The organism is Paenibacillus sp. MDV22-iso6, assembly GCF_058408365.1.
The window spans coordinates 98,101-122,553 of the sequence record NZ_JBZVDZ010000002.1; the positions used below are offsets into that span (position 1 = coordinate 98,101).

Consider the following 24,453-nt stretch of genomic DNA (forward strand, 5'->3'; position numbering starts at 1 on the left):
AGACGTTTACCTGAAGGGGATTTTTTTGTATGTTAAACGATTCGTTTAGCTTCCTGAATCTTTCTTATCAGCATCGTCAATGGTCAGCATTGCTTTCTCTGAATCCCAGGACACGTTCAATCCCAAACCCCGCAATACCTCAAAAGGCACTGTAGTTGCTCCCGAGTAGTTATTTATGGGTTCAGGTATCTGCACGACTCGCTCCCCAGAGGAATCGGCGGAGGTTATAACATACTGTGTCTCGTTAGGTCGGATTGTGATTGTCCGATTGTCATAATTTAACGTATAGTGGTTCAGGCTACCTTCCACCTGATGAATCTCAAATTTTGCTCCAAGTGCTGTGGCGATGGCTTTAATTGGCAGTTGCACAGTCTTAGGCGTTTCAACAGCGGCATACATTGACTGGAATTGCTCACCGTTCAGATATACATCTGTGCCAATCTTGGCTTGAACGGGTTTGTAGACCATTCCTCCAGATGACGTTGCAGGTGCACCCGCTTCCTCGTATTTATCACTTCCCCAGCCCCAGACGGTTCCATCCGAGGATAGGGCAAGACTGTGGTAATATCCTGCTGAAATATCGGTAATACCGGATAAATGGTTTACTTTTCCTTCTTTACCGTTCACGCTCCTTCCGTAGCTGTACACCTCACCGGATGTTGTGAGTAATAACATATATTGCGTATTTCCATCCATCTTCTTCACCTTGAAGTCGTAATGAAAGGCGAATGCTTTCCCTGTCTCGTCCAAACCCCAGACTTTCCCGTTCTTATCCAGTGCAAGCAGGGACGTATTTGTTCTTGTGATCGAAGATATGTTGGTCAGACCTTTTATCTTGGTAGGTTTGGACAGGACTTTATCGGGTTCTTCGGGCTCGTTCCACGTCCATACGGAGCCATCTTTCTTCAAAGCATATCCATGCAGACCTGCGGATCCAACCTGGATAACATCTTTTAGTCCGCTAATCGCATGTGGTTTACGTATGAGATCATCTGAATTGATTCCTTGAGCATTAGGGCGCTGCCATGACCAGACTGTCCCGTTCTGGAGAAGGGCGACATTGAAAGAACCAGTCACTACATCCTTCGCAGAGTTGATGCTTTCGACTTTGCTTGGTAGTTTGCCAGCACCCCACTCCCAGACCGTTCCATCTGCCTGAACGGCTGCGTTGATTCCACCACCGGCGGCTGAAATAGCTATTACATTAGATAGTTCCGGTACGCGGATGGGACTAAATGTATGACGATATCGAATGTTCTCGCTCACACCCAGCTCTCCAAACAGATTGCGGCCCCAGGTCCAGACCGAACCATCACTTCTCAAGGCGACTGTGTAATAATAAGCTCCCTCTACAGCGGTATAGTGGAGTTTCTTCTCTGTATTTGCTGCATTCGATTGAACAGAAGTGTTACTGGCGGAATGCTGTACGTTAGGGGCTGCATGAGTAATTGGCTCAGCTGTCAGTTCCAACAACAAGCTGGACGCAACTAGTGCTGTAGCCATTGCAATGGCGAATCGTCGGGACGATTTACTTTTACTATTAGGTCTATGATTCAAGCGTGAAGTGGGACGTCGTTTTTCTTTTGCTATGTCATCGAATGGGTTAACCGAACGCATGTGTATCGCCTCTTTTTCAGATGAGATGGACGTGAATGATGCATTGTTATATAGACACTTTATGGAGGGATGAAGTTACATACAAATGATAAAAATCCCTTTATATTGAAGATCCGTGCTGAGTGTGTTTACGTTATTTCTAACAGCACATAGGTAACATGTACGGAGAATTTAGCGTCTTAATTCATGAGGTGATTGGATGAAAAGAGTACTGCTCACGCTTTCGTTAGCGTTAATGATGTTAACAGCCTGTGAGGCAAACGATCCGACAGTGGATTCTCCAGTGGTTTTGAATTCATTTCCGGAAATTATTGAGCCACATAACCCTGAGCAAGCGGAGCAAAGCGGGGATGTCGTTGTGCTTCTCGAAGGCATGCGGAACAAGGATAAGTGGAACACATTTGTGAAGAATGTGAAGAACAAACAGCAGGATCAGGTTCGTGTGACGATGTATACCATTGAAGGTGGGCCCATCATCTATGAATTGATTTACGATGGTTCAGCCATTCAATCGACTTATGATAACTCTAGGGATGCCTATGGCTCCAAACAGGGGATCTCGACCAATACCTGCAAAGGGATCGGTACGATGAAGAGTGAGCAAGGACGTGTTTTTAACGTGTTAACCGGTTGTGAGAAGGAAGGCAGTACCTTTTCTATTCCCAAGTGATGAAGAGCGGTATCTAACCGTAAATAGTTGAGCTATGTAATTATTCATGCTATAAATCAAAAAAAGATCCTGCGAAGCCGAGGCTTTTCAGGATCTTTTTGCTGCCATATGGAGAGTGAGAGCTGATGGTTTATGCATACAAAGCATTGGATAGTTCGATCAGATTACCGTCAGGATCACGTATATACACCGAACAGATTGGCCCCAGTGCACCTGTTCTCTTGACTGGTCCTTCTTCCATCTTCGTGTTCTGTCGTGTTAAATGCGCAATGACTTCCTCCAGCGGTGTGCTGACCAGAAAACAAAGATCTGCTGAACCCGGTGTGGGGATATGAGCTTTGGGTTCAAACTCTTTGCCACGTTCATGCAGATTGATTTTTTGCTGTCCAAACTGTAATGCTTTTCGGCCTTGGCCGAATTCGACTACCTGCATACCTAAAACATTCGTATAAAATGCAATCGTTGCTTCCAGATTTTCCACGGTTAACACGAGATGATCAAGTCGTTCTATTTTCATGGATAAGCCTCCTTTGAAATGGAATATTAGCTCCTGTGAGACGATATTAGTATTATACCTTAGAGCTTGGTGTGGTAATCGGTTAAATCAACGCCGAGCCTTCGGACATATTAGTGGAAAAGTAGAATATAAAGGGAAGAGCGAGCAAGATAAGACCGATGATTACGGCGGTGATGATACTCTTTTTGTTCAATTTATAGCTCCTTTCGGAAAAATAGAATCTAGCACAATGGGTATATAACCTATATATTAACCAATTGATTGAAATTTGGAGTAATATGCACGAATGCGCAATAGTTCTGACGAAGAGTGTTTACCACGGCGCCGGATGATATATGTGAAAATGAATCCTCCGTTTGATTCCAATCTACTTTCTAACTTGTTAAAATTTAGGTATAACTACTACGGTCAGGTTGGCGGTGAAGATAGATGCAGCGTATTCAGGTACATCCCGATGTATTAGAGGAAAAAGCCCGATTAGTTCAGCAAAAGAAGCTGGAACTGGAGCGAATGGTACGGGAACTGGAAAAATCAATTTACCTGTTACAGTCCGAATGGTCTGGTGTCACAGGAGAGCGGTTCTTCTGGGATTTTACGCAGGTGAAAGAAGTTTTCCCAGCCACACTAGGACTTTTGAATAAAATTCAGAATGAATTTATTTTTATAGCGAAGAATTTCAGAACAGCCGATGGTTCGGGTGAGGTTGCTCTATATATACCTGAAGAACTGAAACGAAATTTCGGTGTTGGGTTGCTCGACAAGTCAGTTGGAGAGACCGTAACTGGAATTGGACAGACAGCAGAGGCGCTTTTCTACGATCCATTCGGCACGGTCGCTAGTGTGGCCTATGGGCTGACTTTGGGCAGAGTGGTCGATGTTGGACGAGGAATCGGATTCGCATGGGATGCCGCTTGGGGCACAGGAACAGCCAGGTCTGACATTGAGCAGTTTGTAGATGAGCAGAAGAAACAGATGGATGAGAGTGGGGCAGGATATTATAGTGGTTCTGTGATGGGTCAGGTATTGGCCTACGCCTTTGTTGGCAGGGCACTTCGTTCGAAAGAGGATATGGGCGGGGGATTAGGGGGAGGTAAGAAAGAATCGGATAAGGGTAAAGAAGGGCCTGGACAAGATGGTAAACCTGTTGTAGATAAAGAGAGGTGGCTCGGGAGTCTACAAAATACAGAAAACTTTAAAACAGGAACTAAAGAAAACGGATTAAGCCATATTTTTGGTGGTGAAATACTCAAAAATGGGAATGCCAATGGTTTTCATTATGAAGGGATGCCAAATAGTAACGGCAAAATTGTTGGGAAAGTTGATACACCTAATGAGTTTGGTGTCTATCAAGCCAATGTTGAAATTAATGGAGTACCAAAAGGACCCAAATCCACATTTTTTCCAAAGGAATGGACACCACAACAGGTAATTGATTCAGTAAATGAAGCTTTTAATAGTAAAGTAAATATAAAAAACAATAAATATATAGGGAAAACAAGCACAGGTATGGAAATAGAGCTTATTTTGAGAAATGATAAGATAATCTCAGCATACCCAATATACTGAATTGGAGGGTACATTAGTGAAGATAAAATATAATTATAAATTGAAATACATGGATGAATTTAATATGGTTGTAATGGATTTTGACGAGGAAAAATCACTTGAGTTCGCCACTATGATAAGTGATCCTTTAGGATCTGATATACCTTGGAGATTTGAAGATTTGAGAAAAGATATTGAGAATTATTTTGATTTATTAAGGGGAGGAATCCCCGAATATAGACATGGAGGAAATGCATCCAGCGTCATATCACATAAAGATTACACAATAATTGAAGATCCATTTTATGATGAGGAAGAAGATGAAATTGAACCGATTTGTAAGTTAGAGACAGTTGAATTCGTAAAAATAATATTACTATGGGCTTACGAAACTTACAAATTTAAAAGTAAAAAGGGAGTGATTGCTTTAAAGGAGGCAGAAATGGTTATGAAATGGGTTGAACAAAAGATGTTAGAAGTTGAGAGTATAGAAAATGAATCTATACAATAGCTGATATAAAGCTCATCCCTGATCATGCCGACTTATCTTTTATCGAGTGCTGCTCGGAACATATGTAGAAAAGAGAAACTTTTCTTTGATAAGGATGAAGAAACTTACAATAGCGAAGGTGCATTAAAATATACTCGACTATATATAAGTGACACGCCATTCAAGGAGAATTACTCAAGGACGCTTAGCTTTAGTGTATATGATGAACCTTATGAATTTCAAACCGTTACTTATGACTGGGATGATACGCAAAATGAATATTTTAAAGCAGTAGTATCTGATGATTTTGATGATAATGAGGATTTATTATTTAAATTCCTTTTTGCTTTTCTGAGCGAATTCCCCGATGCAAGAGTATGGATTGAGAAAGATTGGTTTTACAATTTGAAAAATATGAAAAAGATAAAGGCATCCTACAATAATAATTGGTGCTATATTGATCGCAACAACATGTAAAAAACCAACATGTCCATTAATTGATAATGCTTACAGGCACTTCTACCAGACAAAAAGTAGAGGTGCATTTTTATGGAATTTAATAATGGATGGTGTTTTCTGGATGATACTTTGTATGGAGCTTACAGTTAATGTCTGTGGATATTAAGTCCAATTACAGTTCCTACAGAAATATACATATGGAGAAATTTGGTAGCCCTGCCGTTCAGATGCAATAGAGAGGGCGCCACCCTTTTCAGGTTTTGGGCTTAGTAAGGATACTAGCAAGTACTACGATTATGAGATTGATTACTAAATGTTGAGGTGAAACAGAATGTTATTGGAAAATGCAGTATCCAAACTAAATAGTATAAATTGGGGCTCAGTAGGTACTGTTATCTCTGAGGAGGATACTAACCTCGGCTATGAATTTCTCAGAAGAATGGCTCAGTTTTTTAAAGCGGAGCAGCTGAAGCCTATGCCACCTGCATTTACAAATGTGGCGAAACTGTTAGGAGATCAAGAAGAGGAATTAGATATTTCAGCTTATTGTAGTTCAGAGGCTGTTGCTTATTTGAATCAAAACTCATATGTGAAAAGAATATTTGAATACTATTTACAGTTGGCGAAGTACGCAGAGAATAACACGGGCATTAGTCAATATCTAGACATTTATGAACCGTTAATTAAACTTTTTGAAAGGGGCGGCTCTTTTACCATCAAACCACTCTCTCTAGAAATTATACAAGTCTCACATTTCCCACTAAACAATTGGTATGAAAAATTTGTGGAGAAAGATCCGATTGATATTAATAATCTGTAGATCATATTTAATGTAATTGTATTCATACAAACAGTACTCCTACCAAATTATAGTAGAGGTTTGTATGTAAGAGTAGGAGGAGATTAAATGGCAACTGACTGCTCCTTGAAATGTGAAGAAGTTGTGTTGACAAAAGAAACTCTGATTGAGAAATTAACTAAGATCAATATTATTTGTGATGAAGTAATACAATTAGACAAAGGATTAAAAATTGAGGAAACAGTAAATAAAGTTGGATTTTCAATTGCTTTAATTGATACTTCAGCTAGTCCATTTGGTTACGATTCAGAGTTTCTTGCCAATGATTTTAAATATAATCAGAGTTTAAATTTCCGAATAGATAATGACTGGGATAGTATAGAGGAAATTATCCGCATTCTTGTACTTGTCTTTGAAATAATCGATTCGACGGAAAGTAACCTTTTGTTTCTTCTTAATGATAATGAATGTGTTTATAGAATTGATGGGATTCTAAGAATTAATAACGAAGACAGTTTTTGGGATCGAGTAGAGTACAGAAGGTTTATTGAAACCAGAGAATATAAAGATATGTAGAAGATTTTTAGTGAGATCAATTCAACAGGATTCTACTCATCGAATAGAGGAGGATCAGTACATGGATTACGAATTATTTCTACGATCTAATTTAGATCTTAATTCTTTAGGGAAGCTGTTAGAAAGATATACCATTGAATTTGTTAACGGATCAGTTTCATTTAATAGTAACGATGAAGAAATAGTAATTGGATCTAATTTTTTCTCTTTGACTCTTGAAATTGAAGATATTTCTGACATAGCTTTTGTTAGAAATCATTACAACTTAGATGTTAATGTGTGCATTAGGGTTCAGTTATTTGATAATACATTTTATGAAGGACTTGAGCATTTATTTAAAATCATAGGAAACCTTATAGGAAATACTAGTGGAAATCTTTTATTCCTAGAAGATGGTTCTACTCAACTACTTAGAATGGAGAATGGTCTGTTGGCGGTTAATAATCAGTTGGATGAATATCAAACTAGATACCTAACTCCAAGCCTTCTTCTTTTAATTGACCGTCCTTATATTGAAAAGGAGTTATCAAGTTAAAAAAAGCAGCAGGTAAATGAAATAATGATACTACTCAAAAGCACTTCTACCAGACAAACGTAGAGGTGCTTCTTACTATTAAATACCTAGGAGAACAAATTGCTATGATTTTAAAGAAACGATTTGTAATGATTGGATGCTGCATTGGTTTTGTATTTTTACTTGTTCTAACCTATAGCTTTTATAAAGAAAGAAGAATGTATGAACAGTATCTAACGATGAATGTACGACAAGATATGGTTGATATGAAAAGTGCAATTATAAATAATGATATTTTGTTTGACCGCATACTTAAGAATGAGAAAATAACAAACGAGATGGTTGAGGATGGAGAACAAGCCAGCCAGCTCTATTACAACTTTACAAATATGACGCAGATTATAGATAAGTATAACTTGATGAATCTAAGTTTCAGTGAAGAAGCTAACTGGCTGGTAAAACCCGCAGCTATATTTACAAACGATCTAGGTCAAGATGATGTAATGCCACCTACACTTTACCGCATGCGAATGACGTTCGAGAGACTGGACATAACCAGTTATCCTGTAACACTTGAACTTAAAACCAGGATCGAGGAGTATCAGCAGTTAAATCAGCGATGGCTAAACATTGTTGGGGATTTTGAATCCAAGGAAACTAACGAGAAGGATTGGCCCCAAATCTTGAATGATCTGGAGCAAGAGACCCAAGCTTATTTCCGTGAAAAAAAGCTTGATTTCGTGGATGATGACGTTTGGAGAGATGCTTTGAATCCAAGGTATAAATGATGAACAAGAGTGCTCCTGCCGTTCATAGGCAATAGAGAGTGCTCTTTTTTATATACAAACAACTAATGAATTTTCTCCCATGCTGGACGATAATAGAGTAGAGACCATATTTACTAATAACAAGCATCTAATGGTACCACTTACATATCCACAACTATCCTACACCCACACGAGGTACATTCATGAAACAAGGTATATATGAACAGCTTATTAACACCATCACCAGACAGGAGATTTCGGCGCTGGACCCGGATGTGTATAACATTGGAACCGAGAAGCTGGATGCAGAGGAAGCACGCAAGCTGCTGTCCACGTATTTGGCGGCAGTGACCCGACGAGCGCTCAAGATTGTACGGGAACAGACGGAAGATAAGACGGCAGTGTTAGCGCAGATCCGAACGTGTAATGAGATTATTGCTACTCTCAAAGGCACCCTGGGGGAAGAAGAGTACAACGAATTGCAACTGGATGAGCAGGGGGAAGTACTGACCCATGTGTATTCCAAGCTGAACAGCATTCGTGCGGTCCGGGATACGAAAATCATTCGCCCAGATACACCGATCTCCCAAAGCTCTTTATTCACAGGTGCGAAGTCCGAACCGAGTATGTTACTGGAGCTGCAAAAGGAGATCGTGACCGCCGATCGGATCGACTGGTTGGTGTCATTTATCAAATTCAGCGGGCTTCGTCTGCTTCTTGAACAGCTTCAGCAATTTACGGCTGGCGGTGGGAAACTGCGGATTATCACGACGACTTATATGGAAGCAACCGACCTCAAGGCCATTACTGAACTTAGCAAACTGCCTAACACGGAAATCCAGATTTCGTATGATACCAAAGTGACTCGGCTGCACGCCAAAACGTACATTTTCCACCGCGATAATGGATTCACCACAGCCTATGTTGGCTCTTCCAACCTATCCAACCCGGCGCTGACCAGTGGTATGGAGTGGAACCTCAAGGTGACGGAGAAGGATTCACTCGATGTGCTGCGCAAGATTGAAGCTACCTTCGAGAGTTACTGGAATGACCGCGAATTTACGCGTTATGTAGCTGAAGATGAAGGCCATGAGGCACAGTTGAAGGCCGCTCTGAATCGTAAAAAAGATCGTTCTAACCGTTTCCACCTCGACATTCAGCCTTACGATTATCAAAAGGAAGTGCTGGAACAGCTGGACGCTGAGCGTACGCTGTACGGACGAAACCGCAACCTGATCGTCGCCGCCACAGGTGTTGGCAAAACGGTCATTTCAGCCTTCGACTACAAGCGATTCCTGGCAAGCCATGCGGGAGCCAAGTTGCTTTTTGTCGCCCATCGGGAAGAAATCTTGAAGCAAAGCCGGGACACGTTCCGGTATATCCTGAAGGATATGAACTTCGGTGAGCTGCATGTCGGGAATCACCGAGCAGAGGCGCTGGAGCACCTGTTTGTTAGTATTCATAGTCTTAACTCTATGAAGCTGACGGAGATCACGCGCTCAGATTATTACGATTACATCATTGTGGATGAATTCCACCATGCCGCTGCGCCTTCGTACCAGAAGCTGTTGTCTCACTACGAACCGCAGATTCTGCTCGGACTCACTGCCACGCCTGAACGGATGGATGGCAAAGATATTACCGCCTACTTCGATCATACGATTGCCACCGAGATCCGTCTAACCGATGCAATTGACCGGAAGCTGCTGAGTCCTTTTCAATATTTTGGCGTCACCGATACTGTCGATCTATCCCAGGTGAAGTGGTCGCGTAAAGGCTACGACCTGAATGAACTAGAGAAGGTCTATACCCATAACAAAATCCGTGCTAACCAGATCATCCAAAGTCTGAACAAATACGTAACCGATCTGGACGATGTGAAGGGGCTTGGTTTCTGCGTAGGGGTGGATCATGCGCTGTATATGGCCAAAATATTTAACGAAGCCGGCATTCCATCCATGGCCCTACATGGCGGGTCGAACGAACAGGAGCGTCATTCTGCGAAAGGACAGCTGGTGAACGGGGAACTGCGCATGATCTTTGTCGTTGATCTGTACAATGAGGGAGTGGACATCCCTGAGGTTAACACCATTCTGTTCCTGCGTCCTACCGAGAGTCTTACCGTATTCCTGCAACAGTTGGGACGTGGACTACGGATGGCGGAGGGCAAAGAGTGCCTGACCGTGCTGGACTTCATCGGGCAAGCGCATCAGGAGTACAGGTTCCAGGATAAATTCCGCGCCCTGATCGGCGCAACCAAACATTCCATCTCGTACTACGTCGAGAACGGCTTTTCGAACCTGCCACGCGGCACGTTCATTCAATTGGAAAAGCAAGCGAAGGAATACATTATGCGCAACCTCAAGCAGATGAGTCGTAATCTCAGAGCGTTGATCCAGAAGCTGCAAACGTTCCAGCAAGACACCGGACTGCCGCTGACCTTGGCTCATTTTGTAGAGCATCACGGGATGACACTGGTTGAATTGTATGGTGGACGTACGGGGAGAAGGTATTTTCGCGGCCTGTTGGCCGAAGCAGGATTAACAGCACCTATCGAGGGTGAACACGAGGAGTACATCCGCAGACTGCCATCTGTGCTGACGATTAACTCCCGAAGCTGGCTGACGTTCCTGATCGACTTTATTGAAAAAGGCAAAGAAGCAACCACCTCCGATGAACGGCGCATGTTGATCATGTTCTATTACACCTTCCATCGGGCTGCGCCTGAGAAACTAGGGTTGAGCAGCATCGAAGAGGGAGTACAGCGTGTGCTGTCTTGTGGGGCTTTTCGAGAAGAGCTTGTGGATATTTTCAAATATAATCTGGCTCATCTGCGATTTGTGGATAAAAGTAATTCCTTCCCGTACACTTGTCCACTGGATATCCACTGTATGTACTCCATCGACCAAGTGCTTGCCGCCTTCGGCTACTGGAACGCCCAGCAATCACCCGCCTTCCGTGAAGGTGTAAAATATTTTGCAGACGAACAGACCGATATCTTCTTCATTACATTGAACAAATCGGACAAAGATTTCTCACCATCTACGCTGTATGAGGATTATGCGATTAACGAGCGTTTGTTCCACTGGCAGACACAGAGCCGGGTGTCAGAGCATACAGCTACCGCGCAGCGGTATATTCATCATCGAGAGACGGGCAATCGGATCGCGTTGTTCGTAAGGGAGTATAAGGAGGAGCATGGCTATACGTCTCCATTTGTCTTCTTGGGCGAAGCGGATTATGTGAGTCACGAGGGGAATAAGCCGATGAGCTTCGTGTGGCGACTGCGGAAAGAGATGCCTGCGAAGATGGTGGCGGTGGCGAATAAGTGTATTGTTTAAAAATATTCAATGATTTTGGTTGGAATATATTATACTTTTAAAATTTATTTATGGTATATTTATCCTGGTGTAAGTAGTATTAATTACCTAGTTCTCGGCTACGGTTTCTAAAAAGGTATTTGGTAATATCATTATTATTGAAAGTGGGTGGTACTAATTGGATTATAATACTATGCCTTTAAATAAATTATTAAAATATATAGAAACAAATGATTCTTTAGATTTTGATATATATTTAGCTATTGCTCATAAATATTTTATGCAGAGTAAATGGTCAGAAGCGACTAATTATATTAATCGTGTTTTAGCTATTGACTCTAATAATTTAGAGGCATTAAAGCTATTAATCAGTATTCAAATAAATAGGGAAGATACAAGAAGTGCTATCTTGCTTATAGATAAAATAATTTCAATTTCTCCGAGTCTAGAAAATTATATATTCAAGACTAAGTTCTTGATGGAATTAAGTCAGTATACCAGTGCCTTAGATGTGGTGGAGAAAATTGAGGGTTTATTTAATGATGTGGAAGCTGTAGTTCAACTTAAATGCCTGATCCTTAAAAAAACTCAACAGGTTGAAAAATGTATTGAGAGTTATGAGAAACTTATAAATATCAACAATTCTATGTTAAATATTTATAACTATGTTGATTATCTGAGGAGTACCAAAAAACAAGCATTATCAAAGGAAATTCTGAGGAATAACTCTCATAGAATAAATGAATTACCTCAAAATTTGAAAGAGAATGCTCTAAGATATTTAAACGAAGAGGAGGTAACTAATCATCATTTTAGAGCGGCTGCTAGGCTACTTCTTCAGCTAGGTGAACAGATGATTGAAAACGAGAGTGTTGCATTATCTGAGCTGATAAAGAATGCGTATGATGCTAGATCAAGTATTGTCGAAATAATTGTTGATACTGAATACGAAGAATCAGGAGAGAAAATAGGTAAAATAGAAATAAGAGATCGTGGTATAGGAATGACGCGAGAAACAATAAGAAATCACTGGTTGTATATTTCAACTAATATGAAACAAAAAATAAAGCAAGAAAATCGTACTCATGATCGAACTCCATTAGGTGAAAAGGGGATAGGACGTCTTTCTGCACATAGACTAGGATACAAATTACTTATTGAAACAAGTGTTGAAAACACTCCGCATAAGTCCTATTTAGAAGTGGATTGGGAAAAATTCGAATATGACTCAGAAGCGACATTAGATGAAGTTGATACTATTCTGTCTACATCTAGTGAAGACTTAAGCTTACATTACACTAACTTGATTATTACTAAGCTTAGAAACAGAAACTATTGGGTTGAATTGATAAGTAAGAGTGAAAGAAGAGCGGAGCTTCAGAAATCGCTATTTTCAATGATAGCACCCTTTAGAGGATTACAAGAAGACTTTCAATTAAAATTCATCGTAAATGGTATAAAGATCGATATGGAAATGATAGATGAGGATTTTCTTGAAATAATATGTAATTCTAAGTTGGAGTACAGGTTTTATTTCAATGAAGATTCAAAAGAGTGGGAAGCTGAATCTAAGACCACATTCTATTCAGATTTTTTTAGACAAAAAACTAAGAATCATAAAGCAAGGCTAATTGAAAAAGATGAAAAGTGGTTACAAAAGTATTTGAATAAAATAGAAATTCCTAGTAGTCCATATACATTAACGAGTAAATTTAAACAAGAGGACTTGTTGGATAAGATGGATAATGTATGGGAAACTAAATTTTTTGGTTTTCAATCGCCGGGTCCCTTTAATATGATAATTTATAATTTTTCTCGTGATAGTAACACTAAAGAACAAGTAGAAGAAAAACTTGCTGAGATTTATGGCTTAAATGCTAAAAAAATTATCAGTACGAAGAAATACTTTGATTCAATTACAGGGATCAAAATATACAGAGATGGTTTTCGCATATTCCCTTATGGTGATCCTAAAAATGACTGGTTAGGACTAAATATATCGGCTTCATCAAGTGGTAAATATTCAGATTTAAAAAGTGAAAATACTACTGGTTATGTTAAATTAACTGCAAAAAATAAGAATCTTAGGGAGAAAACTAATAGAGAGGGCTTTATAAGCGATACGTATAGTAATGTTTTTTTTCGCCTTTGTTCAATAGCGGTTGAGGAAATCAATTTCAATATGCAAAGTTTTGTAACAAAATTAGGAAAAGTATTCTCAGAAATAATATCAGAGATAGAAAAGGAAGAGGCTAAGCTTTTATTAGAACAAGAAATTGAGAGAAAAAAAATTCTAGATGAACAAATTAAACTATCAGCAGTTATTAACTCTAGTGAAAAAAAGGAAACATCTACATTAAGAGATTATATTGGAAATGCTCTGAAATTGACTAAAGTTGCTGATGAAAACATGAAGTTAACAGAAGAAAACAGTAGGACTTTGCACACGAAAATAGAAATATTGTCTGAAGATATACAAAAAATCACTGAATTAGCTAGTTTGGGGATGCTAGTTGAAGCTTTCACTCATGAGTTTGAAATACAAAGTAATAAAGTTAAAAATTTAATAGGTACTGTTAAAGAAACGCCGAATCTAGATCTAAAGATTAAAAGGTCTATAATCCAAATGCAAACTACTATGGGGGAAATTGACGGATATTTAAAATACCTAGCTCCTTCTTATCAAAATGAACGTAAAAGAAGAACACGCATCGACCTTTATGATTTGTTTCAAAATATGTATTCAAACAGTTCGAATAGCTTCATTAAGGCTAGGGCAAAGAGAAATAATATTAATACTAATATCTTCGGTGAGAATGGGTTCGTTATTTTAGGTAACCAAGGCTTACTGAATCAAATTTTAGATAACTTTTATTTGAATTCAGAGTATTGGCTAAATTTCTCAGAAAATAAAGAATATATTGATATAAAAGAATTTAATATTTCTATAGAACTGACAGAAAAGGTCGTAGAAATTTGGGATAATGGTATTGGTATAGACCCTAGTATTGAAAATGATTTATTTAATGCATTTATTACTACGAAGTCAGATGGTTCTGGAAGAGGATTAGGATTGTATATTGTTAAAACTCTTTGTGAGATGTTAAAAATACATGTAACACTTAGCAATAAGAGAAATGATTTTGGAAGACGTTATAGATTCATATTAGATTTTAGTAAAAATGGGGGCTCACAATGACACTGTTTCAATTAGTATCGGAAATATATATTGTTGAAGATAAACTATATGATGACAAATTGACATCATACATCTTGCCAGAATCATTATTAAGTGATGAGAGACATGAATTTGTTGATATGGTTAATCAGAATGAGTCTATATATAATAAGCTTACTGAGGGGATGAGCGGTGAACTTAGTGAGTTGTTTCTAAAATACATTGATTTAGAAGAGGAAGCTGAAGGATTAGATCAATTAGATCATTGGTATAAAAATGAAGGGAAAACTAGTATTGAAGAAATGTTCAAAGGTGAAAACTATTCCGAAGAATATAGCTTTTTAGATACATTATCTAAATCAATAAAAGTAGAACATTTTCCGGAATATAACGAAGCAATACAGTTTTTGAAAAATTATTCTCCTGTGGAAACTGACGGGAAAATGAAACTGTGGATATTAGATAGAGAGCTGGATGGGCAAATTAGAAATTTTGAAATAATAAACTTGCTTGAGTTACTTTCTACAAGGGATAATTCTGCGATAGGTATTATATATACGGGAAAAAGCGAAGATATTGATAGTCGTGATAAAGTATATGAATTTATCAAAGAACAAATCAATTCTTTCAAACCTGATATTAGAAGTGTTGACCTTGTTGATTTATTGAAAAAGGAAACTATTCAAGAAAGTCTTTTCTTTAATAATGAGAATTTTAAAGAAGAGTTTTATTCTACTTTTGAACAAATTTATGATAGAAAAAGTGAAATTAATAATTTATTTTGGGTTATGCCTAAGGGTGGAGTACTGAAGCAAGAATCGTTTGAGGAGTTACTACAGACAGCTAGATACGGATTTGAATTATATAAACTCTTTCATTTACATTCGAAGCAACGGTTCCAATCTCTAACATATGCAATGGAGCAAACAACTAAATTGAATTTATTAGAAATAGAATATTTAAAAAGAAAATCTATAGATGAGGGAACAAATATTAGTGATACTTTAATGAGAGTTCACGATATACACGCCAATCTATTCTTTAAAAATAAATTAAGTAAAGAACCCTTGTATCAAAGAAGCATAAAAAATATAGAATCATGGACTCCTAATGAAAATGCATTACTCGAAGAGAAAGTTTTCAATGAAATAATTGCTAACGAAAAATTTGATTTTCACGTAAATGAGTTTTTTAAGCCTATAATGACTGGTGATATATTTGAGATAAAGCATCCAACAAAGAATAATAATAATAAAGTAACTTATGCAATGTTAGTAACTCAAGAATGTGATTGTGTTATAAGGCTTGATTCAAAAGTTATTAAACGTAAAGTTGAATATGCTACTCTTTTAAAATTAGATAAGAAAAAAATAAGTGATAAGAAAAATATATTAGAAGAAATGATTAATAGGTTAGAAAAAAGTCTCGATGAGGAGACCATCGATGTTGATAACGTTAAGGCAGCTATTAATGAAATGAAGGCGTCAGCATTACAAGTTGCTGTAATGAATCAAAAAACAAGCCCTGATTATAGAATGACGTTGTCTCCTTTCAAATTCACAGGTGGCACAGATGAAGAGTATTACAATTTCTATTTATATTTGCGTCAAGTTATTCATATACCATTCTCAACACTTGATTTATGCGCTCTTTCACCGACTGGTGCTACCGGATTCTCTGTTAAAGAATTACAGGATATTAAATCTGATATTGTTCCTCTATATCCCAATTACTATCAAAAACATTTAGATGAGGTTTTGAATATCATAGAAACAAATTTAAAATTAACTGAGGGAACTTTCAAAGAAGATACTAAAATTCATGATCGTAGTTTAAAAAAATTCGGAATTAAAGATAATAGGATAGACTATCGAATAAAAAGAATTGGACGTCTTAAAATGCCATATCAAAACTTTGTTCAAGCCTACTTTGGTTTGACTCAGAGCAATGTTGGACTTCCCATGGATTTGTAATATTTTAAATGTTATAATAATTGCAAATGTATGTTCGATAGATGGACTTTAGCCGTGCAGCATTAACATGTTGTGCGGCTTATTTTTGAATGTCCGAGGGAGTGAGTAAATGGTAAATAATGAGTCAGATAACATGTTAGAGAGTAGTAGCTGGAACATCGATTTGAATTACTTAGGAGAAAATAATTTTGCGTCTTTTTTCTCGCCGAATGGAAATATACATTCTTACCCCGCAAAAGCTGTACCAAATATGGTGAATACCATATTAGCAAAAATATTAAAAGAGTATGATTCAATTAATAATGTACTTGATCCCTTCGTTGGGAGTGGTACTACAGCTTTGGAGTCCAAAATTTTAGGACTTAACTTTTATGGATCAGATTTAAATCCTCTTGCACTTTTAATTGCTAAGACAAAATCTCTAACTGTTTCTAACACGGGACTTGTTACCAAACAAATAGAGAAATTTTTATCTGACTTAGAAATTAATAGTGGTGAACCATTTCCCATTGTTAGTTTTTCTAATATAAATTATTGGTTTAAGGAATCTAATATTACTGATTTATCGTACTTAAAATTCAAAATTTGGAATTATCTTAAGGGGAAGAAAGGGCGGTCAAGGGAGGTCTATGCTTGTATACTATTAACTGCATTTAGTTCTACAGTAAGATCGGTTTCTTTAACAAGAAATAGTGAGTTCAAGCTTTACAAGATGTCACCAAAAGATATTGAAAAATTTAATTTAGATAGTTTAATGGTCTTTAAATCAAAAATAAAAGATCTTTTAAGTATGTTAGATAAGGCTAACAAAAATTTTCCAAAAGAAGTTCTTACGCACATTGAATTGGCGAATGCTAAAAAAATGTCGTACATGAAAGATAAAGAAATTGATCTTATTTTAACCTCTCCTCCTTATGGAGATTCAGCTAGTACTGTTGCATACGGACAATTTTCTCGTCTATCATTGCAATGGATTGGTGATCTTATGGATTACTTTTTGGGCATAAGTGTAAAGAATTTCAATTGTGACGAGTATCTTTTGGGAGGAAGAAATTCTGATGCGAATGGCCATGAAGATTTAATTATATGCAGATCTAAGACTCTTCAGGGAATAGTTCTTAACATGCAGAATGTTATAGGTAAAGAAGTAACAAACTTAGAAAATATGTTAATTGCTATAAATACCATTAAAGAACATATAACAAATAAAAATTTTGATTTTAGTAATAGCTTAAATCCCGAAGTTATATCTCTTATTAAAGAAAGAGTGAGATTAGATGTATTTCGAAAAATCAATTATAGTATTAGCAACTCAAAAAGTGACAAGACTATAAAGACAATAGCAAAAAGAGAGTCAGACCGATTCATAGATGACCTCTTATCGGATAATGTTAAATTAATTTATCGACGTTTAGAGGATTTACAAAATAAACTGCCTTTTATAAGGGAAACTGTTAAGAGAAAGATTTCAGCTCAGCCCAAAAGATATAAGCAGGTCATGCATTTCTTTAAGGATCTTTACGAAGTAGTTGTTGAAACAGATAGAGTGTTAAGGGATGGTGGAATACAAGCTTGGATTGTAGGACATCGAACTGTTCTGGGCAAAGTAGTAATAGATATGGAAGGGGTATTATGGGACTGGTTTGAAAATTTACAATATACAAAAGTTACTTCTATGCAACGAAAATATTCTTTTAAACGTATGCCTTATCACATTAATTCAACTGTTACAAGAAAAGATGAAATTAAAACAATGATGGAGGAACACATCCTAGTCGTAAAAAAAAATGAAATTTAAAAAGGAGGGCTAATTATGTCAATTATAGTTAGCCCTCTTTTTAGTGAATTTTCTTGTGATTATTTTACAATTTCCTTAATAATATTTCTGATTGTGCTTAGTTGCACAATGTTTGAACTTTGGAGGAGGGTTATTATATCTTTTATAAGTAGTTCATCTTCAGTTACCTCAAACTCTTCTTCGACATAAGCAAATAATTGAATCAAATTAACATCCAACGACTCAGCGATCTTTGCCAAGTTCACCAGAGAAACGTTCTTTTCTCCACGTTCGATCTGTCCTATGTATGAAAAATGAAATCCGCCTTTTTCTCCGAGGGATTCCTGTGAATACCCTCTTTCTTTGCGTAGTGCGCGAATTCTGGCTCCGACCAGCTTCAAAACTTCTCTGTCCTCATTCATGGCATTCACCTCTCTATGTTCAAAAGTGTAGACAAGTTTCCTCAAGGTAAACACCAAACGAAAAATACAAATAATTTAAATTGATTACTATAAGTATCATTTTATTGTATAATACTGGTATTAACTCTTTGGAGGGATGACAATGGCAAGAAATTGGTCCATAACCGGAGCACATTGTAATCACCAAGTAGATTTTACTCCACGTTCGCAAGACCATGATAACTTCATACCAGCCAAGTCCAAACATGCTCCTGCTTACCACATGCTACATACTACAATATTGGACTATCACCAACATGCTATGTATCACCTCAAACTTGCAGCAATCATGCGTAATCACAATCAGTTCAAAGCCTGCCTCATTCTCTGCGATTGGGCTCTAGCCTCCATGATCAAGGCGCTATATATCTATAAGTATCACTCAGCACATCCACCCAAGGAACTCACCATGAACGAAATCTTGCCACTAGTGCATACGGACACTGAACCCGGATTGGATATCGCTTTGTTCATCGGTACGATGCAACATATGTCATCCCTAGCAGATTACCCACATGACCAGCCACTAGAACTGAACAACATCGAAAAGCTTCTTCAACGAACAGAAGAGATATTGGACGAGTTAGCCACTCGATTGAATGATAATTCATCAGAGTAAGATATTTTTTTAATTGATCATTTCGGTTAAATGTTTGATTGATCTATGTTACGCTTACAAGATGACATCATCCAAATAAAGGATATATGATGCAGAGATTACAAAGGATGCTCTTTGCTTTGCATCTGGAAAGTAGGTGTACATTTTGAAAAGAGTAATTGCTATCGCGTTTTTCATATTATCTATATTGGAATTGGTTACTCTAATCCTAATTGGTAAAAGCATGATGCATGGGTATATGGAACCGAGTACGTTTAAAGGGATAATTTCATTTCCACTAGGCGCTACGTACCTCTCGATCTGGATGTTCTTTTCACGGCAAGAGTTTACCGGAGGACGAGTCGCGGCACAGATCAGTTTTGCAGCGGCATTGTTGACGGCGTGCCCGTTGGTGTGTTTGTTAATTATTTTCTATTAAATCAAAAGATTAAGAAGATTTCCTTTAAATTAGGACCTATGAAGTACGTTGTTGGAGATATTGTTAGGGTGAGAAAGGAAAAATCAGGATGTTAGAAGGATGTATATACACCAAGCTTCTGCTAACATGGTAAAATCCTAATTCTAACGGCGGAGAATGATATGAGTACAATTAAAGTAACACCAGAGCAGCTGCTGCATGTATCCAGACAGATCGAGCAGGGTAGGCAGCAGTTGGAGGGTATACGTAATGACCTGACCGCACGGATCGGATTCATCGAGTCTCAGTGGGCGGGAGCAACGCAGGAACGGTTTTTCTATGATTTTCAACAGTCACGTTCTGTACTGGATCTAGCACTGGAAAGTATGGTTAAGTCATCCCAAGATCTGTTCGCGATTGCCGAGAGATTCGAACAAGCAGATCAGGAACAGGTGAGCTTGGGAGCTGTTGCTGGACAGATTGCTGCCCATACAATGATGAACCATAATATAGGTAACACAGAAGAACAAAGACGAATGGTATATAATCCTTTGTTTGGAGTTAACATGCCTGCCAGCGAAGCAGAGGATGGGATGCCAGGGCAAAAGGAGTTTGTTAAGTATTGGGAACAGGGTGGTACCTATGAGGAAATGAGGGCTGGACCGAAGCAACCGGAGTCTAGTGGTGGAGATATATATGATGAACAGATCAATGCATTTAAGGAAGGTCATCATCCCGTAACTGGAGAATCCATACCAGCATGGCAAGCAGCAGTTTCTATAGGAGGTTTACAGACTGCTAAGCTCGTGTTGGCTTTTACTGGAACGTATAATAGGGGTTATAAGGTTCCGACTGGAGGATTGAAGTTTCCAAAGTCTAAGCTAGATAACTTGAATGGTGTAAACCCTGTGATATTTAACAGAGATACCGTTATTAGTTCTGCTACTGCTCCCAAAAAAGGTGGAGAAACCGTTGTAGGACATGCTTTGCAGAAACACGCAGGGCGAAACCCAGATATATGGGGAAGAGTTAGAGGTGGGCCTGAACAAATTAATCAAGTAGCTCAAAAGCATTTACAGGATATACTTGATGCTCCAGGTGAATTCAAGAAAATTACAAATAATAGAGGTATTACTTTCCTCGAAAAGAATTTACCTGATGGTCGCGGAGCAAGGCTTAACCAAGATGGTTCATTCAAAGGATTTATCGATCAATGATGGAGGTTGTGAATTTGGAAAGTTTAGAAATCATTTTAATTGATTTTAACAAAAATAATCTGGATCAATTCATTAAAAATGATTTGAACATTCAGGTGGATCGGATCAAAAGTTCTCACTTTTATGATAACCGTAGTGAAAACGATATTGAATTTCAGCAAATAGAGAGCCTTGAAGAGATTCTTTCTCCTAAGGGAACGGGGAATATATTATTGTCTCAGCTTAACCTGGGCCATACCTTTAACGACGTGATGATTGTATTTTCATTTGATGAGGAATCTGGAGATATTGTAATTGATTTTCCTGAAGAGGAATTGTTCAGCGGAGAAACTTCAGAGACAGCGTTAAAAGCTCAGAAGTTAATAGAGTATATTCTTGATATTAAGAACAAGTATGCAATAGAGAAGGTTAGAATCGGTTATGAACCAGCTATGGATGATGACACTTGCTTGATCGAGATTGATAAAGAAATGATGGATACGAATGTTATTGTCTCGAAAATGTTGGCTTAGAATCCTTCTGAACCAGATTTTGATGCAGAAAAATTAGACATTAATAATGGCAGAAAGCCCATTTCAACTCGAATACGAGTAGTCATGGGTTATTTTTATCTCCTCGTTCCATCCCAACCACTTTACAAAATTAACCTAGCTCCTTCCATAGCAAAGGGTATAATGGCAAAAAGGGAGATTCTGACGTGAAGCTGGAAAACCTCCAAAGCAGAAAGGATGTTATACCACATGCCTACATACAACAAATTGGTGCGGGACAAGATTCCAAATATCATCACATCCAGCAGTAAGGAATGCCGCACACGCATTCTGGACCCGGAGGAGTATAAGCAAGAGTTAAGAACGAAGCTGCAAGAAGAATCGGATGAGTACGTAAATGCAGCGAGTGATCAGGAAGCTTTGGAAGAACTAGCCGACATGCTGGAGGTCATCCGGGCACTGGCGGAGGTGCACGGTGTGAATGCAGCTCAGCTGGATAAGCTTCGTGCAGACAAAGCCGAGGAGCGCGGTGGATTCCAGGAACGGGTGTATCTGATCGATGTCGACGAAGCTTAACGTTAAACTCAACTCATTACAAATAACTTGGCTGATGAACTGATCACCCGGATGCATCATGCGTCCGGGATTATTTTGTCACTGTGAAATAACTTCCTTTGCCGGAAATAATAGTGAGTTCATCAATTCTTACATAATAGTTCCATTGAAATGGGGTATTATCTGGATAGACAATAATATATTGTGGATCTTTGAAAGAGTAACGTTGTTGCAAAGAGTAGTTTATTATTGCATTAGAAATTCCTAAGCTTACAACAAATGAAGCCGCTAGTACTAATGAAACTATTGCAATGGGTTTAACCTTTTTATAAATTAATGTGATTGCAGTGGCAAGGGCTAACAACGCAGAAATGATGAGTTCATTATTTGATCCCAAGATCGCGAAATTCTGTTCTTGGTTCGTAAAAGGATAGAACAAATTAATTCCATTACCAAGAAAGTCTATAAGAAGATGCCCGATGAATAATGTGGCCATCGTACTTATCCATGCCCAGAAGAACCGAACGTTTAAGGTTTTATAGATGATCCAGCCATATGCAGCTCCAATTAAGGGAACCATAGCAAGAGAATGTAACAATATATCACCAAAGTACTTAGTGATGTCAGGAGTGATAGCAATAATAGATCCCAAAACAATAGTGATTATATAGTCTTTAGTAAGAGATAACCGCTTATCTAGAAAAAGTAATAGAATTGTTCCGCCCGTAATCAAGTGTATAGCCATATGAAGAAACATTTGCATCAAATTACCTCCTGAGCCTGATTCATACATTTAATTCTTTTAGTGATGGATTCTCACTTCACACAAAGTCACTTTTCCTCCCCCTCCACATAAACCATAATCGCTTGATACAAAAACCTCACAAATTCCTCATCGCCAAACTGATCAAAATAACCCACATAGCGACGATCCGTCGTATAGGTCTCCGCAATACATCTCAAAATCTCAGCATCACAACTCATAAACTGCTCCAGACAATTCTTCCATTCTCCCACTAACACTTGCACCTCACCAGAAGCAGGGGACAGATCCTGATGCTTCGCCAATTCCCGAAATACCTGCTCCATGTTAATCGAGAACTGCTGGTAAGCTTGTTCTTGCTCTTCCGCAGATAGCTGGCTCACATTGACTTCGAATTCCTGATATTTCTCGGTATCTCCGTAGATGAACTTTGCCTCGGATTCATATTGCTCTTGAATGGACAGAATGGAAGAGTCGTCAAACAGATGAAGATGAGAGATATCCGTCCCATCCACATACTCATCCAACTGGTTGATGATGGTTTCGAGCTTTTGTTTGCGTTGAACGAGTGTGCTGCGGTGCTTTCTTAGGATATCTTTCTGTTCTTCTTTGGAGAGTTGCATCATGGCTGCAATGTCTTTCAAGGAGAAATTCATTTCTTTGAACAACAGAATCATTTGCAGATTCCCCAGTGCCTCTTGATCGTAATACCGATAGCCATTGTCCTCGACTTTGCTCGGTTTTAATAGATCTGTTTTATCGTAATAATGTAATGCGCGTTTCGTGATGCCAGTAATCTGGATGATATCTTTAACGGTCAAATAGGGTGTTTTCATTCCAAAAGTCCTTTGTTTCAGCAAGGATGACACTTGCCGGAGTGATGGTTGCTTTGGTAATCGGTGTACCTGTTTTGTTCAGATAATATTGGATTAAGTGATAACCGCAGGCATAGCCAGCCGCATAGGGCATACCTACGGGCGTGAAGTTTTGCATGATGGAAAGTTCATCGCCGTATAGATAGGGATTAATCTGGTCAAAACCAGTGACATGCAGCTGATCTTTCATCTTCGGTTTGATAACGTTATTCAAAGTCTCCATATCTGTTTTGGCTACCCAGGGGCCTAGCAACTCTTCTCCATACAGGGATGTCGCAAAGCTCTCGGCCAACCCCTCGCTAACAACCATCTCGCCAAGCGTGATCTGTGGATTCCACTGGATATATTGATATCTCACATTATGATTGCATTCATGGGCTAACACGGATTGCATACGAGGTAGAGTATATCTACTCGGAATCAGGTTCGCAATAATATAACCCGGGATTCCACCATCTCCACTGATGCCTTTGTTCATGGTGAGTGAAGGACTGTTCTTATCGCCTAATAAAATCGTGTATAGATATTCGGAGACCGACAGGTCAATCCCTTGATCTGTAAAGGTGGATAGACTTGTACGAACAGCTTCATGACACTGTTGCCAAAATGCTTCAGACGAAATCGCTGCTAACGATTCGTTAATCTCAGGTGTGATATCTGCGGGAGCGATATTCATAAAGTTATTCATCATGATCACGTCGAAGCCGTGAGGCTCATGAGAGCGAAACGGAATCTGTTGAATGTTCCATTTGTTCATGAATGGACTCATCATTCGCTCGCGGTATAACTCCAATTTGTCATCAGGTGCAGCCTTGATGATCTCTTTATAGATTTTATCTGAGCGTAACGCGGTAATCTTCATCATTAATCTCT

General features: G+C 38.4%; 24 protein-coding genes. 18 read left to right on the forward strand and 6 right to left on the reverse strand.

The annotated features are described in order from the left end of the window. Positions 1–45 precede the first annotated feature (45 nt). Positions 46–1,617, reverse strand: a complete 1,572-nt coding sequence (locus AC4PM4_RS06685) for a stalk domain-containing protein (RefSeq protein WP_491613159.1) — start codon at positions 1,615–1,617, stop codon at positions 46–48. Positions 1,618–1,816: 199 nt separating this feature from the next. Between AC4PM4_RS06685 and AC4PM4_RS06690 the strand changes: the two genes are divergently transcribed. Beyond that, positions 1,817–2,287, forward strand: a complete 471-nt coding sequence (locus tag AC4PM4_RS06690) for a DUF4362 domain-containing protein (RefSeq protein ID WP_491613160.1) — start codon at positions 1,817–1,819, stop codon at positions 2,285–2,287. 130 nt (positions 2,288–2,417) lie between these two features. Here AC4PM4_RS06690 and AC4PM4_RS06695 read toward each other — a convergent pair whose 3' ends face one another. Continuing rightward, complete coding sequence (locus tag AC4PM4_RS06695; RefSeq protein WP_491613161.1) at positions 2,418–2,804, reverse strand: VOC family protein; 387 nt, start codon at positions 2,802–2,804, stop codon at positions 2,418–2,420. Here AC4PM4_RS06695 and AC4PM4_RS06700 point away from each other — a divergent pair. The 12 genes from AC4PM4_RS06700 (at position 2,803) to AC4PM4_RS06755 (ending at position 18,223) form a co-directional block, all read left to right on the forward strand. Beyond that, on the forward strand, positions 2,803–3,045 hold the full coding sequence (locus AC4PM4_RS06700; protein WP_491613162.1) for a hypothetical protein: 243 nt from the start codon (positions 2,803–2,805) through the stop codon (positions 3,043–3,045). The two genes, AC4PM4_RS06695 and AC4PM4_RS06700, sit on opposite strands and share 2 nt — an antisense overlap. Before the next feature lie 188 nt (positions 3,046–3,233). Then, positions 3,234–4,370 carry an EndoU domain-containing protein gene (locus AC4PM4_RS06705; protein ID WP_491613163.1) on the forward strand — a complete coding sequence of 379 codons (1,137 nt, stop codon included), beginning with the start codon at positions 3,234–3,236 and terminating at the stop codon, positions 4,368–4,370. Positions 4,371–4,419: 49 nt separating this feature from the next. Beyond that, positions 4,420–4,860 (forward strand): hypothetical protein, encoded by a 441-nt coding sequence (locus AC4PM4_RS06710; protein WP_072735215.1) that lies wholly within the window; start codon positions 4,420–4,422, stop codon positions 4,858–4,860. A gap of 24 nt (positions 4,861–4,884) precedes the next feature. Continuing rightward, positions 4,885–5,316, forward strand: coding sequence for a hypothetical protein (locus tag AC4PM4_RS06715; protein WP_491613164.1), 432 nt, complete (start codon positions 4,885–4,887; stop codon positions 5,314–5,316). Positions 5,317–5,629: 313 nt separating this feature from the next. Next, positions 5,630–6,118 (forward strand): hypothetical protein, encoded by a 489-nt coding sequence (locus AC4PM4_RS06720; RefSeq protein ID WP_072735083.1) that lies wholly within the window; start codon positions 5,630–5,632, stop codon positions 6,116–6,118. Between the two features lie 87 nt (positions 6,119–6,205). Next, positions 6,206–6,673, forward strand: a complete 468-nt coding sequence (locus tag AC4PM4_RS06725) for a SitI3 family protein (protein ID WP_072735084.1) — start codon at positions 6,206–6,208, stop codon at positions 6,671–6,673. A 61-nt stretch (positions 6,674–6,734) separates the two neighbouring features. Further along, complete coding sequence (locus AC4PM4_RS06730) at positions 6,735–7,208, forward strand: hypothetical protein (RefSeq protein ID WP_072735085.1); 474 nt, start codon at positions 6,735–6,737, stop codon at positions 7,206–7,208. Between the two features lie 104 nt (positions 7,209–7,312). Next, positions 7,313–7,975, forward strand: coding sequence for a hypothetical protein (locus tag AC4PM4_RS06735; protein ID WP_491613165.1), 663 nt, complete (start codon positions 7,313–7,315; stop codon positions 7,973–7,975). Positions 7,976–8,157: 182 nt separating this feature from the next. Then, complete coding sequence (locus AC4PM4_RS06740) at positions 8,158–11,295, forward strand: DUF3427 domain-containing protein (protein ID WP_491613166.1); 3,138 nt, start codon at positions 8,158–8,160, stop codon at positions 11,293–11,295. 157 nt (positions 11,296–11,452) lie between these two features. After that, complete coding sequence (locus AC4PM4_RS06745) at positions 11,453–14,473, forward strand: ATP-binding protein (RefSeq protein WP_491613167.1); 3,021 nt, start codon at positions 11,453–11,455, stop codon at positions 14,471–14,473. Next, complete coding sequence (locus AC4PM4_RS06750; RefSeq protein WP_491613168.1) at positions 14,470–16,425, forward strand: hypothetical protein; 1,956 nt, start codon at positions 14,470–14,472, stop codon at positions 16,423–16,425. The genes AC4PM4_RS06745 and AC4PM4_RS06750 overlap by 4 nt, the downstream gene beginning before the upstream one ends. A gap of 109 nt (positions 16,426–16,534) precedes the next feature. Continuing rightward, positions 16,535–18,223 carry a DNA methyltransferase gene (locus AC4PM4_RS06755; protein WP_491613169.1) on the forward strand — a complete coding sequence of 563 codons (1,689 nt, stop codon included), beginning with the start codon at positions 16,535–16,537 and terminating at the stop codon, positions 18,221–18,223. A gap of 59 nt (positions 18,224–18,282) precedes the next feature. Here AC4PM4_RS06755 and AC4PM4_RS06760 read toward each other — a convergent pair whose 3' ends face one another. Further along, complete coding sequence (locus tag AC4PM4_RS06760; RefSeq protein WP_491613171.1) at positions 18,283–18,624, reverse strand: helix-turn-helix domain-containing protein; 342 nt, start codon at positions 18,622–18,624, stop codon at positions 18,283–18,285. Between the two features lie 142 nt (positions 18,625–18,766). Here AC4PM4_RS06760 and AC4PM4_RS06765 point away from each other — a divergent pair, with 142 nt between their 5' ends. From AC4PM4_RS06765 to AC4PM4_RS06785, 5 genes are all read left to right on the forward strand, one after another. After that, on the forward strand, positions 18,767–19,282 hold the full coding sequence (locus AC4PM4_RS06765; RefSeq protein ID WP_491613172.1) for a HEPN domain-containing protein: 516 nt from the start codon (positions 18,767–18,769) through the stop codon (positions 19,280–19,282). Between the two features lie 223 nt (positions 19,283–19,505). Further along, positions 19,506–19,700, forward strand: a complete 195-nt coding sequence (locus tag AC4PM4_RS06770; RefSeq protein ID WP_491613173.1) for a hypothetical protein — start codon at positions 19,506–19,508, stop codon at positions 19,698–19,700. Between the two features lie 161 nt (positions 19,701–19,861). Beyond that, the gene (locus tag AC4PM4_RS06775) at positions 19,862–20,896 is read left to right on the forward strand and encodes a WXG100 family type VII secretion target (RefSeq protein ID WP_274569723.1); all 1,035 of its coding nucleotides are present in this window, start codon (positions 19,862–19,864) and stop codon (positions 20,894–20,896) included. Positions 20,897–20,904: 8 nt separating this feature from the next. Beyond that, entirely contained in the window at positions 20,905–21,408 is a 504-nt protein-coding gene (locus AC4PM4_RS06780; protein WP_338020323.1) for a hypothetical protein, read from the forward strand. A 228-nt stretch (positions 21,409–21,636) separates the two neighbouring features. Beyond that, the gene (locus AC4PM4_RS06785) at positions 21,637–21,963 is read left to right on the forward strand and encodes a pyrophosphohydrolase domain-containing protein (protein ID WP_491613174.1); all 327 of its coding nucleotides are present in this window, start codon (positions 21,637–21,639) and stop codon (positions 21,961–21,963) included. A 70-nt stretch (positions 21,964–22,033) separates the two neighbouring features. Here AC4PM4_RS06785 and AC4PM4_RS06790 read toward each other — a convergent pair whose 3' ends face one another. From AC4PM4_RS06790 to AC4PM4_RS06800, 3 genes are all read right to left on the reverse strand, one after another. Further along, complete coding sequence (locus AC4PM4_RS06790; RefSeq protein WP_491613175.1) at positions 22,034–22,705, reverse strand: metal-dependent hydrolase; 672 nt, start codon at positions 22,703–22,705, stop codon at positions 22,034–22,036. Positions 22,706–22,773: 68 nt separating this feature from the next. After that, the gene (locus AC4PM4_RS06795; protein WP_491613176.1) at positions 22,774–23,541 is read right to left on the reverse strand and encodes a MerR family transcriptional regulator; all 768 of its coding nucleotides are present in this window, start codon (positions 23,539–23,541) and stop codon (positions 22,774–22,776) included. Then, positions 23,516–24,442, reverse strand: coding sequence for a DUF2268 domain-containing putative Zn-dependent protease (locus tag AC4PM4_RS06800; RefSeq protein WP_491613404.1), 927 nt, complete (start codon positions 24,440–24,442; stop codon positions 23,516–23,518). Before AC4PM4_RS06800 ends, AC4PM4_RS06795 begins: the two co-directional genes overlap by 26 nt. Positions 24,443–24,453 lie beyond the last annotated feature (11 nt).